This is a genomic window from Streptomyces sp. SID13726 (genome assembly GCF_010548375.1).
Taxonomy (GTDB): domain Bacteria; phylum Actinomycetota; class Actinomycetes; order Streptomycetales; family Streptomycetaceae; genus Streptomyces.
Window position 1 is genome coordinate 134,739 of the sequence record NZ_JAAGLY010000013.1, and the last position, 15,733, is coordinate 150,471.

The window sequence follows — 15,733 nt, forward strand, 5'->3', positions numbered from 1 at the left end:
GACCTCCCGCCATCCGTGGTGCGGGAGGTCCTTCGGCGTTCCCGCGCCCAACGGGTGTACGTGGCCCCGGACCCCCGCTCCCTCTTCAGGGGCGGTCCTGGCACGGTCGGAACCTATCGGTCGGACCGTTCACCGGTGTTGATTCCATCAACACCCGAAGCAGCCCGGTTAGGGAGGTGGCGGCGCACCTTGCCGCTCGGGTCGTCAGCCAGTTGGGCCGCTCTGCGATCCACTTCCTGCGGGGCCAGGACACCCAGGGTGCGCCACGCCTCGGCGCGGATCCGCGCCTTGCGGTGTGTGACGAAGTCCAGCACCCGCGGCACGTCGCACGCACCCCCGAGGTCGGACAGCCCTCCCAGGGCGCCGATGACGATCGAGTCCGGCGCATCAGGGGACGCCAGGGCGTCGCGGTACACCTGTGGCGCGAGATTCGTATACCCGCGGGCATACAGGGTGGCGCGAGCGTAGTAGCGGACTCGGGCATCGCGATCGAGCATTGCGCGGCGCAGTTCCGTTTCGCCGTGCTGCTGACGTGCCCGGGCGTGCAGGGCCCGCAGACGTATGCGGGGACTGCTGCTGTTCTCCAGGCACGGCAGGAGCGCGTTCCGCTCGGCCGGCGTCAGCCGCGACGACGTGGCCACACGAGTGGCCCACCGCCACAGGGACGGGTCCCGGGACGCGAAGGCGGTCTCGACGGCCGCCACCGGCTCGATCCGGGCGAGCCACCGCAGACAGCAGGCGCGCATCAGGGGATCCGCTGACCGGGCGCCCTGCCACAACGCTTCCGTTCCGCCACGGTGGAGAAGGTCCTCCACCACGGTCAGCAGAGGACTGGCCCTGCGGCGTCTGGTCAAGCTGTCCAGGAGGGGCAGTGCCTGCACGAGGAAGGCCACATGCTCCGGGGCCAGTCGTGTGGCCAGCGCGCTCTGCGCGAGGTTCCGTACTTCCGCAACCGGATCGTTGAGCCGCAGCAACAGGAAGGGAACCGGGAAGGATTCCGGGGCATCGGCGAGCTTGGCGACGCCCTCTTCCCTGACATACCCGGACCGGTCGAACGACATCAGAGCGGCCAGGGCCACGGCGTACCGATCGGGCACGGCGTCACCAGGGGCTCTCAGCCCGAGAGAGCCGAGGCTGTAACGCCGGCTTCGGTAGTCCGATTCCAGGCGCATCAACTCAGGCGGTGTCGTCCTTCGCAGCAGGCTGTCCAGGCGTCGCGCCGCCAGGGCCGGCTCCTCGTCCCACGACAGCATGACCTGAACAACGGAACTCAAAAGAAGCGATCGATTGAATCGAATCTCCGAAGTCGACATTCCGCGCGCCCCTGCCTCTGCCTCTCGCTGTTCTCGGCCTGCTCCAGTGTTCCTGCGATCCGAGATTCCGGGGTGTACGTGGTTGCTACATCTGTTTTGCCCAGACGTGACCCGCCGGAGGGAGTGCGCACCGCCGCGTCGTTGTTTACCCAGGTGGACAATTCCGGGATCCTCGTCACGGAGGTGTGCGCCATGGCAGATGCCGCGCTGCGGCTCAGGGACCTCTTCGAACAGTTGCTGGGAGTACCGCTCCCGGTGCGCGTGCGCGCCTGGGACGGGTCGGAGGCCGGGCCGCCCGACGCGCCCGCACTGGTCGTGCGCAACCGGCGTGCCGTGCGCCGGCTGCTCTTCAAACCCGGCGAACTGGGCCTCGCCCGCGCCTGGGTCGCGGGCGACCTGGACATCGACGGTGACCTCTACACCGCGCTCGACCTGATCTCGGGGCTCGTCTGGGAGCGCGGGGAGGACAGCAGGACCCTCCTCCAGTCCCTGCGCGACCCCGAGGTCCGCTCCGCCGTACGCGGACTGCTCGCCCTGGCCGGACCACCGCTGCCGCCCGCCCCGCCGCCCGAGGAGATCCGCAGGACCCGCGGCCACCTGCACACCAGGCGCACCGACAAGCGGGCCATCAGCCACCACTACGACGTCGGAAACACGTTCTACGAGATCGTCCTCGGCCCCTCCATGGTGTACTCGTGCGCCTACTGGGCGGCGCCCGAGCCCGACGGCACCCTGGAGAGCGCCCAGCGCGACAAGCTCGACCTGGTCTGCCGCAAGCTCGGGCTCCAGGACGGGCAGCGGCTCCTGGACGTCGGCTGCGGCTGGGGCTCGATGGCCGTCCACGCGGCCCGCGAGTACGGCGTGAGCGTCGTCGGCGTCACCCTCTCCCAGGAGCAGGCGGCCTACGCCCGCAAGCGCGTCGCCGACGAGGGGCTCACCGACCGCATCGAGATCCGGGTGCAGGACTACCGGGACGTCACCGACGGGCCGTACGACGCGATCTCCTCCATCGGCATGGCCGAACACGTCGGCGCCGAACGGTATCTGGAGTACGCCGAGGACCTGCTGAAGCTGCTCAGGCCCGGCGGGCGGCTGCTCAACCACCAGATCGCCCGGCGTCCGCAGCGCGACGAATCGGCGTACACCCTCGACGGGTTCATCGACGCCTACGTCTTCCCCGACGGCGAACTCGCCCCGCTCGGCACCACCGTGACCCAGCTGGAGCGGGCCGGGTTCGAGGTGCGGGACGTCGAGTCGATCCGGGAGCACTACGCGCACACCCTGCGCCGCTGGGTCGTCAACCTGGAGGCCCAGTGGCAGCGGGCGGTCCGGATCGCGGGCCCCGGCCGGGCCCGGGTCTGGCGGCTGTACATGGCCGCCTCCGCGCTCGCCTTCGAGCAGAACCGCATCGGCGTCAACCAGGTCCTCGCCGTGCGGACCCCCGACACCGGTGCTTCCGGGCTGCCGCTGCGCGCTCGCACCTGGAACCGGGCATGAAGAACCGCGCATGAAGAACCGGGCATGAAGAAGGGGCCCGTCGCCCCCTCCGCGACGGGCCCCGACCGGTTCCGCGGCTACTCCGCCTTGATCGCCGCCAGCATGTTCATACGGGCCGCCCGCCGGGCCGGCCACAGCGCGGCGAGGATGCCGACCGTCGCCGCGAGCAGCAGGAAGACCGCCATCCGGGCCCAGGGCAGGACGAGTTCGTACGTCGCCATCTTCGCGCCCAGCAGCTCACCGGCCGCCCAGCCGAAGAACACGCCCAGGCCGATGCCGAGCACCCCGCCGAACAGCGAGATGACCAGGGACTCCAGCCGGACCATCCGCTTGATGCCCTTGCGGTCCAGGCCGATCGCACGGAGCATGCCGATCTCCTGGGAACGCTCGAACACCGACATGGCCAGGGTGTTGATGACACCGAGGACCGCCACGAGCACCGCCATCGCCAGCAGGCCGTAGAGCATGTTCAGCATCAGCGTGAACAGCTGCGCGATGGAGTCGGAGAGGTCCTTCTTGTCCTGGACCTTGATGGCCGGGTTGGAGCCGAGGGCCTTCTCCAGCTTGTCCTTGGTCGCGTCGGAGGCGCCGCCGGACGTCTTCAGCATGACCTGCATGTCGGACACGTCGCTCAGGTGCGGGGTGAGCGTCGCGGTGTCGAGCATGATGCCGCTGATCAGGTCGTTGCCCTCGTAGACCCCGGCGACCGTGAGCTTCTGCGCCTTGCCGTCCTCGTAGTGGACGGTGAAGGTCGAACCCGCCTTCCAGCCGAAGGACTTGGCCCGCTCCGCGTCCACGACCACCTGGCTGCCGCCGACCTTGAACGCGCCGTCGTCGACCTTGAGGTCGGTGAGGCCGCCGATCGCCGAGCCGTTGACGCCGGTGAGGTACTCGGTCTCGCCGTCGATGCGGGAGGCCGCGTTGCGCAGCGGGCTGACGGCGGTGACCCCGTCGACCTTCGCCAGCTTCTTCTCGACGTCGGAGGAGAGCTCGTTGCCGTTCGCCATGGAGACGACGTAGTCCGCCTTGACGGCCGCCGTCGCCATCTTGTCGATCGACTTCTGGAGGCTGCCCGCCATCACCGTCATGCCGGTGATCAGGGTGAGGCCGATCATCAGCGCGGAGGCGGTGGCGGCCGTACGGCGCGGGTTGCGCACCGAGTTCTGGCGGGCCAGCTTCCCGGAGATGCCGAACACGCGCATCAGCGGGGCCGCGGCCGCGATCAGCGGGCGGGACAGCAGCGGGGTCAGGATGAAGACGCCGATGATCAGCAGGACCGCGCCCATCCCCATGGGGGCCTGGCCGTCGGAGCCCTCCATCGTGGTGGCCGCCAGGACGACGGCGACACCCGCGCCGGAGAACAGCGCGCCCAGCGTGTTGCGCAGCACCAGCGACTTGGTGGTCGCCTTCGCGTGCAGGCTGCTCATCGCCGCGACCGGCGGGATCTTCGCCGCCCTGCGGCCCGGCAGCCAGGCCGCCAGCATGGTCACCAGGACACCGACCGCGAGGGCCGCGCCGACCGTGCCCGGCGTGATGACCAGCGGTCCGTCCGGGACGGTCGCGTCGAACATGCCCATCAGGGACTTCAGCCCGGCGCCGATGCCGATACCGGCGACCAGGCCCGTCACGGCGGCGACCAGGCCGACCACGAACGCCTCGATCAGCACCGACCGCGTGACCTGCCGGCGGGACGCGCCGACCGCGCGCAGCAGGGCGAGTTCCTTGGTGCGCTGGGCGACCAGCATGGTGAAGGTGTTGGCGATGATGAAGGTGCCGACGAACAGCGCGATGCCCGCGAAGACCAGCAGACCCTGCTTGAGCCCGCTCATCTGGGAGGCGATCAACCTGGCCTGGCTGTCGGCGAGTTCCTTGCCGGTCGTGGTCTCGACGGTGCCCTTGGGGAGCGCCTTCTCCAGAGCGGCCTGGAGCGCGGTCTGGGAGGTGCCGGCGGCCGCCTTCACGTCGATCTCGTCGTACGTCCCCGGCTTGCCGAACAGCTTCTGGGCGGTGGGCGTGTCGAACAGCGCGAGGCTGCCGCCGGCCGCGACATTGCCGTCGTCGGTGGTGAAGACGCCGGTGATGGTCGGCTTGAGTACGGGCCCGTCGACCGAGATGCGCACGGTGTCGCCGACCTTGTAGCCGGCCCGCTTGGCGGTCTCGGAGTCGATGGCGACCTGGTTCGCGCCGTGCGGGGCCTTGCCCTGGGCCAGCGGATACCTGGGGTCCTCGGCCCCGAAGTAGTTGCCGCCCTGCGACTGGAAGCCGCCGCCGACGAGCTTGCCGTCCTTGTCGGCGATGGCGGTGAAGCCGCTGACGACGCCGATCGTGCCGGCGGCGCCCGAGACCTTCGCGCTCTGTTCGAGCATCGACTGGGACAGCTCGCGGCGCTTGCCGAGCGTATTGCCCTTGTCCTCGCCCCACTTGGCGGTGACGGCGACGTCGGTCTGGTCGAAGCCCTTGGCCGAACTCTTCTGGTAGGCCTCGGAGATGGTGTTGGTGAAGACCAGGGTGCCGGACACGAACGCCACGCCGAGCATCACGGCGAGCACGGTCATGAGCAGCCTGGCCTTGTGCGCGAGTACGTTGCGCAGGGCGGTGCGGAACATCAGCTGGTGCGGCCCTTCGCGTCGAACTGCTTCATGAAATCAAGCACGTTGTCGGCCGTCGGCTTGTACATCTCGTCCACGATCCGGCCGTCCGCGAGGAAGACCACGCGGTCCGCGTACGCCGCCGCCACCGGGTCGTGGGTCACCATGACCACCGTCTGCCCCAACTCCCGCACGGAGTTGCGCAGGAAGCCCAGCACCTCGGCGCCGGAGCGGGAGTCGAGGTTTCCGGTCGGCTCGTCGCCGAAGATGATGTCGGGCTTGGAGGCGAGCGCCCTCGCCACGGCGACCCGCTGCTGCTGACCACCGGAGAGCTGGGCGGGGCGGTGTCCGAGACGGTCCCGCAAGCCCACCATGTCGATGACCGAATCCAGCCACTGCTTGTCCGGCTTGCGGCCCGCGATGTCCATCGGGAGCGTGATGTTCTCCAGGCCGGTCAGCGTCGGCAGCAGGTTGAACGCCTGGAAGATGAAGCCGATCTTGTCCCGACGCAGCTTGGTCAGCTGCTTGTCCTTCAGCGAGCCCAGCTCGGTCTCGCCGATGCGGACCGAACCCGAGGAGAAGGTGTCGAGGCCGGCCACGCAGTGCATCAGCGTGGACTTGCCGGAGCCGGAGGGGCCCATGATCGCGGTGAACTCGGCCTGCCGGAACTCGACGGTGACCCGGTCCAGGGCGACCACCTGGGTCTCGCCCTGTCCGTAGATCTTCGACAGATCCGTGGCGCGTGCGGCCACGGTCGTGGTCCGGCCGGCGACGGGTGTGGTGGTCACGGGATGGAACTCCTAGCGGGACGACATCGTTGAAGGACGTCTTCCATCGTGGGGGTCGGAGCGCGCCGTGTAGTCAGCCGCTGTTCCGGTTCCGGGGGCAGACTTCGGAGGGACCGGACGGCTCGATGTCATACCTGGGGATGACGGCGACCCCCGAGGGCGGGGCGCGTGCAGAGAACGGGTGGAGCGTCCTTGTTCGGGCGGTGAAATTCCGTCATTCCGCATGCGCCGCCGGGTGCCCCGCGTAAGGCTATTGGCAAGTGCGGATGGCCTGTTCCATGGTCTGATGCACCCTCAGACGTCAATAAAATAAGACAACATCGGTCCGCCCGTCCGCTGTTCGGGGGATGCGTCCCGATAGGCTCGGAACCTCAAACGCGGAGCCCATGACCTGCCCGGATGGTGGAATGCAGACACGGCGAGCTTAAACCTCGCTGCCCCTTCGCGGGCGTGCCGGTTCAAGTCCGGCTCCGGGCACTTCCCGCCCACGCGGAGCTCCCTCACGCGTGGGCCGGCCCCCGGCCGTCACCCTTCGTAGACGGTCAGGATGGCACCGTCGATCTCGATCCGGCGGCCCGCTCGCATGCCGTCGCGGCGCAGGGTTCTCAGACAGGTGTGGAACAGCGGCAGCTCGTCCGCGTCCAGGACGGCGGCGGCCAGTTCCATGAGTTCGGACACCGACTCGTCGGTCAGTACGCCCGGCAGCTCCCCGGAGAGCAGTACGACCGATTCACCGGCGGGCCCGCGGACCACGGCCGTGGCCGGTCCGCCATGCACGAACAACACATTCCCCCCTGGGAGCCCGGGGTCGTGCGGCTCTCGCTCCTCGGGCAGGACGAGAGAGTAGCGGTCACCGCGGGGGCCGTTCCGGCACAGTCGAATTCTTTTTCCGACTGCACGGAAGAGTGAACATCTCCGGTCGCGGACCGCCGGGACCGGCTTCCGGACGGTCACTTCTTTGGCCAGGGGTTGGGGTGGGGGTGGGGTGGTGGGGGCGGGTTTCGGAGGGCGCTCTGCGGGCTTGGACGGCTTCCGGAGGGGCGCTCCGGGAGGAGGGTCGGCTTTCGAACGGGGGCGGCCGAGTGTCCAGCGGTCGCGGCCCTGGCCTGGGCGGGCGGCTTCAGGGGGACTTGCGAGGAGGTGCCGGGCCGGCGTCACCGGACGGGCGGGTCCGTGGGGCGGTCCGGCCGGCAACAGGCTGGCCGCTCTGCGGCCCAGTCCGGCCGCGTTCCCGATCCGTCGGTTCTTGGGCGGCGCCGGGCTACGGTCACTGGACGGGTGTGTCCGCAGGCCGGCCCAGCAACAGGCCGGTCGGCGCCGGGACTTGGCACCGCCTCAGATCCGTCGACTCTGAGGCGCACCCGGCCAGCCTCGCCGCGCGAGCGTGTCCCAGGCAGGCGGCCCGGCGACAAGCTGGTCGGTTCCTGGACCCGGCCCCGCTTCCGGACCGTCGACTGCGAGGCGCGACCCCCCTCCCGATCCGGCGGCTACGAGAACCGGCCCCGCCCCCGACCCGTCGGCTCCACGCCCCCACGCCCCCACGCCCCAACCCGGCCCCCGCCCGAGCCCCCCCGCAGTCACTTCTTCGGCGTGCGGTCCAACAGTGACTCCACCAGCGCGGCCACATGCCGGCGGTCGTCCGCCGAGAGTTGCTGGACGCTGGCGATGAGGAGGTCGACCTCGGGGTCGGCCGGGTGGGTGGTGGTGGACTCGGGGTCCGGGGGGCCGTACACGTGGATGCCGCAGGCCTCCGCGGCGGCGCGGCGGACGGTGTCCAACGGGAGTTCCAGGCCCTTGGACAGGCCCTCCAGGGTGGTCGACTGCGGCATGCGGACGACGCGGTCGGTGGTCGCGAGGTGGTGGACGGTGGAGCGCGGGACGCCGCCCCGGCGGGCCACCTCGCCGTAGGACCAGCCCTTGAGGTCGAGGCGCTCACGGATCAACTGCTGCAGTGCGTTGGCCACGGGAGAGTCACTTCCTGCTCGCCGCTCGGCGGAACCGTCCATGTCGGGGCCGATTCTACGGGCGGGTACGCCCGGCGCCGAACGGGTGATTCTCCGAACGGGTTGCGCAACGCCCCCGCGAGGCCCTAGTGTCCAATCTCGTTGGACAGCACGTCCGACCAAGTTGGACAGAGTGTGGGGGGAACCTGACTCTGCCCGACCGGAAAAGCCCGTCCCTGAGGGGGAATCGACCATGATGGACGCCCACGAGCTCGAGGCCGAGTCCGCGGAACTGCTGCCGGGCCGGGAGGCCCTGGGCAAGCTGAAGTTCAGCTTCAACCGGACGACGAACGTGACCAAGCACGTCGCCAACATCGAGGCGCACAACTCGTCCCTGGCCCTCAACGACCACTCGGTCGGGTCCGCCGCGGCCTCCAGCGCCTCGCAGACCATCAGCGTCACGCAGTAGCGCCCGCGCACCACCTCCACATCCAGCACCACACCCACCACCTGGAAGGACATCCATCATGAGCATGGACATGCACGAGCTCGAGACCGAGTCCGCGGAGCTGCTGCCGGGCCGCGAGGCCCTGGGCAAGCTGAAGTTCAGCTTCAACCGCACCACCAACGTCACCAAGCACATCGCCAACATCCAGGCCGACAACCAGTCCGCGGCCGTCAACGACCACTCCGCGTGGTCGGCCGCCGAGTCGCAGGCCGGACAGACGATCTCCGTCAAGCAGTGACCCTGCGCTGACGACGGCGACGGGGGCGGACCGCACCTGTGAGCGGTCCGCCCCCGCCGCCATGTAGGGGGGCAGGACATGGGGGGAGACCACATATGACAGTGCTCGGAGAAGGGGCGCCGACGCTGTACGACCCCGGGCCGGTGCCCGGACCCGGCGGCTGGCCGGTGACGTACGAGCAGGTGGCGACGGGCAGCCTGCCGGTCGTCGAACCGCAGTTGGTGCCACGGCTGAGCGCGGGACTGCGGCTGCACGGCGAGTACCAGGGATCGGGGTTCACCGAGCCCAAGTACATCGCCCGTCGGGGGGACGGGCAGGTCGTGCAGCTGTCCCGGCTGCTGTATCTCGTGGCGTCGTCCGTCGACGGCGCCCGGGACGTCGAGTCGATCGCCCACCGGGTGAGCGCACGGTTCGGCCGCGAGGTCAGCGGCGAGAACATCCGCTTCCTGGTGGAGAAGAAGCTCGAACCGCTCGGCGTGACGGTCCCCGAGGGCCAGGAGAGCGACGAGGTCGACGCCCCGCGCTCCGACCTGCTGCTCGCGCTCAAGGGCCACCGGGTCATCTTCGACGAGCGGCGCACGGCGAAGATCGCGCGGACCTTCTCGTGGCTGCACCGGCCGGTCGTGGTGTTGGTGATGATCGCGGCGGCCGTGGCCATGGACGTCTGGCTCTTCGCCTTCTACGGGGCGATCGAACCGGTCCTGGAGGTCCTCGACCAGCCGGTGCTGATCCTGCTCGTCTTCGCGCTGACCGTGGCCTCGCTCGTCTTCCACGAGTTCGGCCACGCGTCCGCGTGCAGATACGGCGGCGCCCGGCCCGGGTGCATCGGCTGCGGGATCTTCCTGATCTGGCCGTCGATGTACACCGACGTCACCGACGTCTACCGGATCGGACGCGGCGGCCGGATCAGGACCGACCTGGGCGGGGTCTACTTCAACGTGGTCTTCATGCTCGGCATGGCCGGGCTGTACTTCGCCACGGGGGAGCCGTTCTTCCTGGCGGCCGTGTATCTCGGGCACTTCGAGATCCTCGAACAGCTGATGCCGGCCGTGCGGCTCGACGGCTACTACATCCTGGGCGACCTCGCGGGGGTGCCCGACCTCTACGGCAAGATCAAACCGATCCTGCTCGGGCTGGTACCCGGCAGGAAGGGGCGGGCCGCGCGCAAGGAGGTCGCCGGGCTGAAGAAGTCCGCGCGGACCGTGGTGGCGGCATGGGTGCTGACCATGGTGCCGCTGATCATCGGCGAGCTGGCGTACGCGCTGTGGAACCTGCCCCGGATCATCGCCACGATGACCCGGTCGATGGTCGAGCAGTTCTCCGGGACCGGATCGGCCCTCGCGGACGGGAAGATCGTCGAGGGGCTCGTGGGGATCCTCGGCTGTCTGATGCTGCTGATCCCGATGGGCGGGGTCGTCTACCTCACCGTGAAGATCGGCGGCCGGATCGTCCGGGCGGCGAAGCGGTCCACGGCGGAGCGGCCGGTGCTGCGGGTCGTGCTGTGCGCGTGCGTCCTGGCCGGACTCGCGGGCCTCAGCTACGCCTGGACCTCGGGCCTCACCCCCCAGCCCCTCCCGAAGAAACCTCCGATCGCCCCGATCCTCCAGCCCGGGGTGTCGACGGAGGAACCCCAGCCGCGGCAGGCCACGACACCGGACGGCGACGCGTCCGCGCCGGACGACGACCCGGACGGCCCGGCGGACACCGGCCCCGACGGAGCCGTACCGTCCGCGGCGGACCGTACGGCGGGCTCGGGCTCCGCGTCCCCCGGAACCTCGCCCGGCGCCTCTCCCTCCGCCTCACCGGCCAGGTCGGCGACGGCACCGGGAGCGGCGAGCGGGGGCACCTCCCGCGGTCCGGCGTCCCCGACCGCACCGGCCGAGCAGCAGCCGTCGTCCCCGGGCACGGGCGGCGACCCCTCCACCCCGCCCCCGTCCCCCGTCCCGTCGGAGAGCGTCCCGGCCTCCCCGACGGACACCCCGCCCTCGCCGCCGCCCAGCGCCTCACCGGCGACGTCCTGACCACCGGAGCGACGCCCGTCCGGCTTCCACGACACCCACCCGGGGGCAGCGGCGGAGTCCCGCCCCCGGGTGGTGCGGACCGGGGCGGGTCGCCGAGGGCGGTGACCTGTTCACCCGTACGCCCGCCCGCACTCACGCCCGCACTCACTCACCGAGGAGATCCCTTGAGCAGTCATCGAAAACCCCGTTCCACCTCCCCGCTCACCCGGCGTGCCGTGCGGGTGGGGCTGTTCGCCGCCGGGGTCGCCGGGGTGGCGACCGCGGTGCCGGCGCAGGCCGCGAGCGGAGGGCCGTCGAAGGCGGTCGCCATCGCCTCGGACCATGTGTTCAGCCGGGCCAACCGGCTCGACCACACCGAGACGAAGGACTCGTTCACGATCCGGCAGTTCGGCAAGGTGAAGAACGCCTCCGTGCGCAACCAGGCCAACGCGGTCTCGTCGGGCTGTTCCGCCGACGACGCCTGCCGGTCGGTCGCGCTGTCCTTCCAGATCGTCACGTACGCCGGTGAGCAGGCCCGGCTGAACGCCGTGAACCTCAGCGACGCCGCCAACAAGAGCTGCGACGGCTGCCAGACCCTGGCCGGCGCCTACCAGTTCGTGGTCGCCACCCCGAACCCGCTCACCCTCGACTCCGCCCACCGCCGCCAACTCGCCGACATCCACCGCCGGCTGGACGCCCTGACCCGGTCGAGGACGCCCGCGACCGAGCTGCGGGCCCAGGCCGACGCCCTCGCCGCCGAGGTCGACGGCGTGCTCAAGGACGCGGTGGCCAACGCTCCGAAGGGCGACGCCAAGCAGGACGTCACCATGCGCCGCCACCTGGACGGCTGGCCCGGCCGCTGACCCGCTTCGGCCGTCCGGCCCGCGGGAGCCTCCCGCGGGCCGGACGGCCGCGCGGACCGTTGACATCGGCAGACCCCGAGCGCAGACTCGCCCCACGCAAGTGAAATAAAGTTCACCACGCGAACAACGGCCATTGCTGCGAACAGGTCCCCGAAGGGAACACCCGATGCGTACCACCGTCGGCATCATCGGAGCCGGCCCCGCCGGTCTCCTCCTCGCCCGGCTCCTCCACGACGCCGGTATCGCCTCGGTCGTCCTGGAGAGCCGCGACCGCGCCTACGTCGAGCACCGCCAGCGCGCCGGAATCCTGGAGCAGGGCACGGTCGACGTACTGCGCGCGGCCGGCGCGGGCGAGCGCATGGACCGCGAGGGCCTGCCGCACGACGGCATCGAACTGCGCTACGACAGGAAGCGCCACCGCGTCGACTTCCCCGCCCTCACCGGCGGCCGGTCCGTGATGGTCTACGCCCAGACCGAGGTCTGCAAGGACCTCATCGCCCTCCAGCTCAAGGACGGCGGCCCGCTGCTCTTCGAGGCGGAGGCCCTGGCCGTCGAGGACGCCGGCACCGACAGCCCGCGGATCCGCTTCCGGCACGAGGGCCGCGAGGACGTCCTGGAGTGCGAGTACGTCGTCGGCTGCGACGGCTTCTGGGGCGTGGCGAGGAACGCGATCCCCGCCGAACTGACCAAGGTCTTCGAGCGGTCGTACCCCTTCGCCTGGCTCGGCATCCTCGCCGACGTCCCGCCCTCCCACGACGAGCTCGTCTACGCTCGCCACGACCGCGGCTTCGCCCTGCTGTCCATGCGCTCCCCGTCCGTCTCCCGCCTCTACCTCCAGGTCCCCGAGGGCACCGACGCCGGGAGCTGGGGCGACGAGGAGATCTGGGACGAGCTGGAGCGCCGCTTCGAGACGGACGACGACTGGACGCTGGAGCGGGGACCGATCACCCAGAAGTCCGTCACCCCGATGCGTTCCTACGTCCACGAGCCCATGCGGTACGGCCGTCTCTTCCTGGCGGGTGACGCGGCACACATCGTCCCGCCCACCGGCGCCAAGGGCCTGAACCTCGCCGTCGGCGACGTCGTGACCTTCGCGAGGGCGCTGGCGTACGAGAAGGAGACGGGCTCGGCCGAACGGCTCGACGCCTACTCCGAGACCTGTCTGCGCCGGGTGTGGCAGGCCGAGCGCTTCTCCTACGACATGACGGCCCTCCTGCACCGGGCCCCCGGCGCGACCCCCTTCGAGGACCGCCTCCAGCTGGCCCGGCTGGACCGGCTCTCCTCCTCCCGGGCCGCCGAGACCGACCTGGCCGAGGGGTACACGGGGTTCGCCCTCTGAGGGAATCGACGGACCGCGTAGCGTGTTGCGCAGCACGAGCAGGGAAAGATCCTCCCCAAGCACTAGGGTCAATCCTTTGCCTACCTATTACTCTTGAGCCAAGGCCCACACACGGTGGCCATGGAGGAGTGAAATGAGGAGCAGCAACCCGGTCTTCTCGCGACGGGGCTTCAGCCGCGACAACGGCTACGCGGGCTTCAACACCGCGCCGCAGGCCGGGGGCGCAGCAGTCGGCACGCAGGGCAACCCCTACGCCCAGCAGGCCGGCAACCCGTACGCGACCAACCCCTACGCCCAGCAGGACCTTCAGCAGGGCGCGCCGCCGCAGGCCCCGGCGGGCACCGGCCGGATGACGATGGACGACGTCGTCCTGCGCACCGGCACCACCCTCGGCATCCTGATCGTCACGGCCGCGCTCGCCTGGGCGCTGCTGCCCGTCGACGACGCCAACATCGGGCGTTCGTACGGCATCGGCATCGGCGCCGCGCTGATCGGCATGGTCCTGGCGCTGGTGCAGTCCTTCAAGCGCACGGCCTCGCCCGCGCTGATCGTGTCGTACGCCGCGTTCGAGGGCGTGTTCCTCGGCGTGGTCTCCAGCGTGGTCGACAACCGCATCGCGAGCGGCGCGGCCATGCAGGCCGTGATCGGCACACTGGCGGTCTTCGCCGCCGTGCTGGTGGCCTACAAGGCCGGCTGGATCCGCGTCAACCGGCGGTTCTACGGCTTCGTGATGGCGGCCACCCTCGGCTTCCTGCTGCTGATGGTCGTCAACATGCTGTTCGCCGTGTTCGGCGGCGGTGACGGCCTCGGCTTCCGCAGCGGCGGCCTCGGCATCATGTTCGGCGTCATCGGCGTGCTGCTCGGCGCGTGCTTCCTGGCCCTCGACTTCAAGCAGGTCGAGGACGGCATCGCCTACGGCGCGCCGAAGGAGGAGGCCTGGCTGGCGGCCTTCGGGCTCACGCTGACGCTGGTGTGGATCTACATGGAGTTCCTGCGGCTCATCGCGATCCTCAACAGCAACGACTAGTCCTCGACGGTCGTACGGCGAAGGGCCCCGGGTCACGACCTGGGGCCCTTCGGCATGTGCGCGGGCTAGAAGTACCTGCGCGCGGCCCTCCTCAGGTCGTACTCATGGATGATCGCCTTCGCGTGGCCGTACGCGAGGTTGTGTTCGTGGCGGAGCCAGCTGACCTTCTCCTCGAAGCGGAAGAGAGCCGGGCCTTCGTCGACGGTGCGGAGCCAGTCGGAGACTTCACGACCGGTGCAGTGGGGGATGCGGGCGAGCATGTTGCGGTGGGTCTCCTCGGAGAAGACTTGGGACATCGGCGCCTCCGTGCGCATGGGATGTAAGCCGGTCCTTCAGGTCACCGTGCCTGAGCGTTCGCGTGTTGGCAACAGTCCCGGTGGGACGCGTACGGTTGCGCCGTGGCTGATACCTCGCGTCTGACCCAGGCTGTGGACCACTTCGCCGACCGGCTCAGGGCCGCGCCGCAGAGCCGCTTGCAGCGGGGCGCCGCCGCTGAGGCGCTGGGGCTGGCGCGGGAGTTCGCCCGTCGGACACAGCTCCTGGAGGAGCCGGGGGTGGTCTCGCTGCGCGAGATGCCGGACGCGGGGATGTTCGCCGCCGCCGATCAAATCACCGTGGCCGTGCATGACTTGGCCCTCGTGCTCGATGACGAGGGCCAGGTTTCTGAGGCTGTGCGGTTGGTGGAGGAGGCGCAGAAGCGGGCGGGGGTCTGAGGTTCGCGGGCGGGTGCGGGCCGGTGGGGGCTTGTCGCGCCCACGCAGCGGAGCTGCAAAGAGATCCAGGCCCGCGCCCCTGAGGAGTCGCAGGTGCCCTGCGCCCCGAGGTGAGCCTCTTAAAGGCTCGCTATGACCCTGTCAGCCAGGATGTAGACGTTCTCCTCGCCGCACGCGAACGTCAGGGTGTACGCGCCCGAGATGCCCGAGCCGCCCAGCAGGACCGGGGTCTGGCCGGCGTGGAGGGCCGCGGAGAGGCGTTCGGCGGTTTCGCGGTGGCCCGGGGTCATGCAGAGGGTGGTGCCGTCGGCGAAGACGTAGACGTCGAGGGTGCCGAGGGGGCCCGGGCGGACGTCGGCCAGTTCGGTGCCGGACGCGGCGAGTTCCTCCAGGGTGGCCACCGTGCGTTCGTGGTCGCCCACCGCGGGTGACGCGACCGGCACGAAGTCCGGGTGGGAGGGGTGGCGGCGCCGGGCGGCGGCCAGTTCGGGGCTGTCACCGGCGAACTCGTCCGCGTCGGCCGAGGGCTCGGAGACCGGCTCCAGCGGCTCCAGACCCACGAAGTCGGCCTGCCGGGGCAGGAACAGCTCGCTGTCGGGCAGACCGAGCAGCGAGGGCGCGTCGGCGGCGTCCCGGGACTCCTGGGCGGCCCAGAAGGCCCGCGCCTCGGCCAGCTCGCGCTCCCGCTCCTCGGCGAGGGCCTCCGCCACGGCGGCGCGTATCTCCTCGACGTCGGTGGCGGGACGGGCGGCCGGTACGAGACCCCGTACGGGCGCGGTGTTGTTCCTGGCGAGCTCGGTGTGCAGGGCGGCGACCTGTCGGCGCAGCACCATGAGGGTGCGCAGCACGGCGACGCCCACGGCGCCCGTGGCGGCCGTGGTGACCAACAAAGCGATCGGCATGGCGCTCACTGACG

General features: G+C 70.5%; 15 protein-coding genes and 1 tRNA gene. 9 read left to right on the forward strand and 7 right to left on the reverse strand.

Translation table 11 applies throughout. The features are described 5' to 3' along the window. Positions 1-113: 113 nt before the first annotated feature. Entirely contained in the window at positions 114-1,313 is a 1,200-nt protein-coding gene (locus G3I78_RS29930; RefSeq protein ID WP_164430159.1) for a hypothetical protein, read from the reverse strand. 192 nt (positions 1,314-1,505) lie between these two features. Between G3I78_RS29930 and G3I78_RS29935 the strand changes: the two genes are divergently transcribed. Beyond that, entirely contained in the window at positions 1,506-2,810 is a 1,305-nt protein-coding gene (locus G3I78_RS29935; protein WP_164430161.1) for a cyclopropane-fatty-acyl-phospholipid synthase family protein, read from the forward strand. Positions 2,811-2,887: 77 nt separating this feature from the next. On the opposite strand, the gene G3I78_RS29940 is transcribed toward G3I78_RS29935, so the two are convergent. Together G3I78_RS29940 and G3I78_RS29945 are read right to left on the reverse strand one after the other, a co-directional pair. Further along, complete coding sequence (locus G3I78_RS29940) at positions 2,888-5,416, reverse strand: FtsX-like permease family protein (RefSeq protein WP_164430163.1); 2,529 nt, start codon at positions 5,414-5,416, stop codon at positions 2,888-2,890. Continuing rightward, on the reverse strand, positions 5,416-6,186 hold the full coding sequence (locus G3I78_RS29945) for an ABC transporter ATP-binding protein (RefSeq protein WP_164430164.1): 771 nt from the start codon (positions 6,184-6,186) through the stop codon (positions 5,416-5,418). The genes G3I78_RS29940 and G3I78_RS29945 overlap by 1 nt, the downstream gene beginning before the upstream one ends. Positions 6,187-6,579: 393 nt before the next feature. Here G3I78_RS29945 and G3I78_RS29950 point away from each other — a divergent pair. Then, positions 6,580-6,663: transfer RNA gene (locus G3I78_RS29950), tRNA-Leu, on the forward strand. A 48-nt stretch (positions 6,664-6,711) separates the two neighbouring features. On the opposite strand, the gene G3I78_RS29955 is transcribed toward G3I78_RS29950, so the two are convergent. Then, positions 6,712-6,972: a hypothetical protein gene (locus tag G3I78_RS29955; protein ID WP_343243880.1), complete on the reverse strand. Its 261-nt coding sequence runs from the start codon at positions 6,970-6,972 to the stop codon at positions 6,712-6,714. Between the two features lie 791 nt (positions 6,973-7,763). Further along, positions 7,764-8,150: a helix-turn-helix transcriptional regulator gene (locus tag G3I78_RS29960; protein WP_164430166.1), complete on the reverse strand. Its 387-nt coding sequence runs from the start codon at positions 8,148-8,150 to the stop codon at positions 7,764-7,766. A 232-nt stretch (positions 8,151-8,382) separates the two neighbouring features. On the opposite strand from G3I78_RS29960, the gene G3I78_RS29965 reads away from it, so the two are divergent. From G3I78_RS29965 to G3I78_RS29990, 6 genes are all read left to right on the forward strand, one after another. Then, positions 8,383-8,598, forward strand: a complete 216-nt coding sequence (locus tag G3I78_RS29965; protein WP_164430168.1) for a hypothetical protein — start codon at positions 8,383-8,385, stop codon at positions 8,596-8,598. 58 nt (positions 8,599-8,656) lie between these two features. Further along, the gene (locus G3I78_RS29970; protein ID WP_164430170.1) at positions 8,657-8,875 is read left to right on the forward strand and encodes a hypothetical protein; all 219 of its coding nucleotides are present in this window, start codon (positions 8,657-8,659) and stop codon (positions 8,873-8,875) included. 95 nt (positions 8,876-8,970) lie between these two features. Next, the gene (locus tag G3I78_RS29975) at positions 8,971-10,896 is read left to right on the forward strand and encodes a hypothetical protein (protein ID WP_164430172.1); all 1,926 of its coding nucleotides are present in this window, start codon (positions 8,971-8,973) and stop codon (positions 10,894-10,896) included. Between the two features lie 164 nt (positions 10,897-11,060). Beyond that, a complete protein-coding gene (locus G3I78_RS29980) occupies positions 11,061-11,738 on the forward strand; it encodes a hypothetical protein (RefSeq protein WP_164430174.1) in 678 nt (225 codons plus the stop codon). Between the two features lie 166 nt (positions 11,739-11,904). After that, on the forward strand, positions 11,905-13,077 hold the full coding sequence (locus tag G3I78_RS29985) for a 4-hydroxybenzoate 3-monooxygenase (protein ID WP_164430176.1): 1,173 nt from the start codon (positions 11,905-11,907) through the stop codon (positions 13,075-13,077). Positions 13,078-13,210: 133 nt separating this feature from the next. Next, on the forward strand, positions 13,211-14,104 hold the full coding sequence (locus G3I78_RS29990; RefSeq protein ID WP_164430178.1) for a Bax inhibitor-1/YccA family protein: 894 nt from the start codon (positions 13,211-13,213) through the stop codon (positions 14,102-14,104). 65 nt (positions 14,105-14,169) lie between these two features. Here G3I78_RS29990 and G3I78_RS29995 read toward each other — a convergent pair whose 3' ends face one another. Continuing rightward, positions 14,170-14,400: a DUF4287 domain-containing protein gene (locus G3I78_RS29995; RefSeq protein ID WP_020137875.1), complete on the reverse strand. Its 231-nt coding sequence runs from the start codon at positions 14,398-14,400 to the stop codon at positions 14,170-14,172. Positions 14,401-14,532: 132 nt separating this feature from the next. Between G3I78_RS29995 and G3I78_RS30000 the strand changes: the two genes are divergently transcribed. Then, on the forward strand, positions 14,533-14,817 hold the full coding sequence (locus G3I78_RS30000; RefSeq protein WP_164430347.1) for a hypothetical protein: 285 nt from the start codon (positions 14,533-14,535) through the stop codon (positions 14,815-14,817). Positions 14,818-14,936: 119 nt separating this feature from the next. Here the strand turns inward: G3I78_RS30000 and G3I78_RS30005 are convergent, their stop codons facing one another. Then, entirely contained in the window at positions 14,937-15,728 is a 792-nt protein-coding gene (locus G3I78_RS30005) for a hypothetical protein (RefSeq protein WP_164430180.1), read from the reverse strand. Positions 15,729-15,733: the final 5 nt, after the last annotated feature.

What these genes read in the sequence shown, in the direction of transcription:
- G3I78_RS29990 (WP_164430178.1), top strand. Translation starts at nt 13,211, where the DNA reads ATGAGGAGCAGCAACCCGGTCTTCTCGCGACGGGGCTTCAGCCGCGAC.
- G3I78_RS29930 (WP_164430159.1), bottom strand. Translation starts at nt 1,313, where the DNA reads ATGTCGACTTCGGAGATTCGATTCAATCGATCGCTTCTTTTGAGTTCC.
- G3I78_RS29940 (WP_164430163.1), bottom strand. Translation starts at nt 5,416, where the DNA reads ATGTTCCGCACCGCCCTGCGCAACGTACTCGCGCACAAGGCCAGGCTG.
- G3I78_RS29985 (WP_164430176.1), top strand. Translation starts at nt 11,905, where the DNA reads ATGCGTACCACCGTCGGCATCATCGGAGCCGGCCCCGCCGGTCTCCTC.
- G3I78_RS29935 (WP_164430161.1), top strand. Translation starts at nt 1,506, where the DNA reads ATGGCAGATGCCGCGCTGCGGCTCAGGGACCTCTTCGAACAGTTGCTG.
- G3I78_RS29995 (WP_020137875.1), bottom strand. Translation starts at nt 14,400, where the DNA reads ATGTCCCAAGTCTTCTCCGAGGAGACCCACCGCAACATGCTCGCCCGC.
- G3I78_RS29970 (WP_164430170.1), top strand. Translation starts at nt 8,657, where the DNA reads ATGAGCATGGACATGCACGAGCTCGAGACCGAGTCCGCGGAGCTGCTG.
- G3I78_RS29975 (WP_164430172.1), top strand. Translation starts at nt 8,971, where the DNA reads ATGACAGTGCTCGGAGAAGGGGCGCCGACGCTGTACGACCCCGGGCCG.
- G3I78_RS29965 (WP_164430168.1), top strand. Translation starts at nt 8,383, where the DNA reads ATGATGGACGCCCACGAGCTCGAGGCCGAGTCCGCGGAACTGCTGCCG.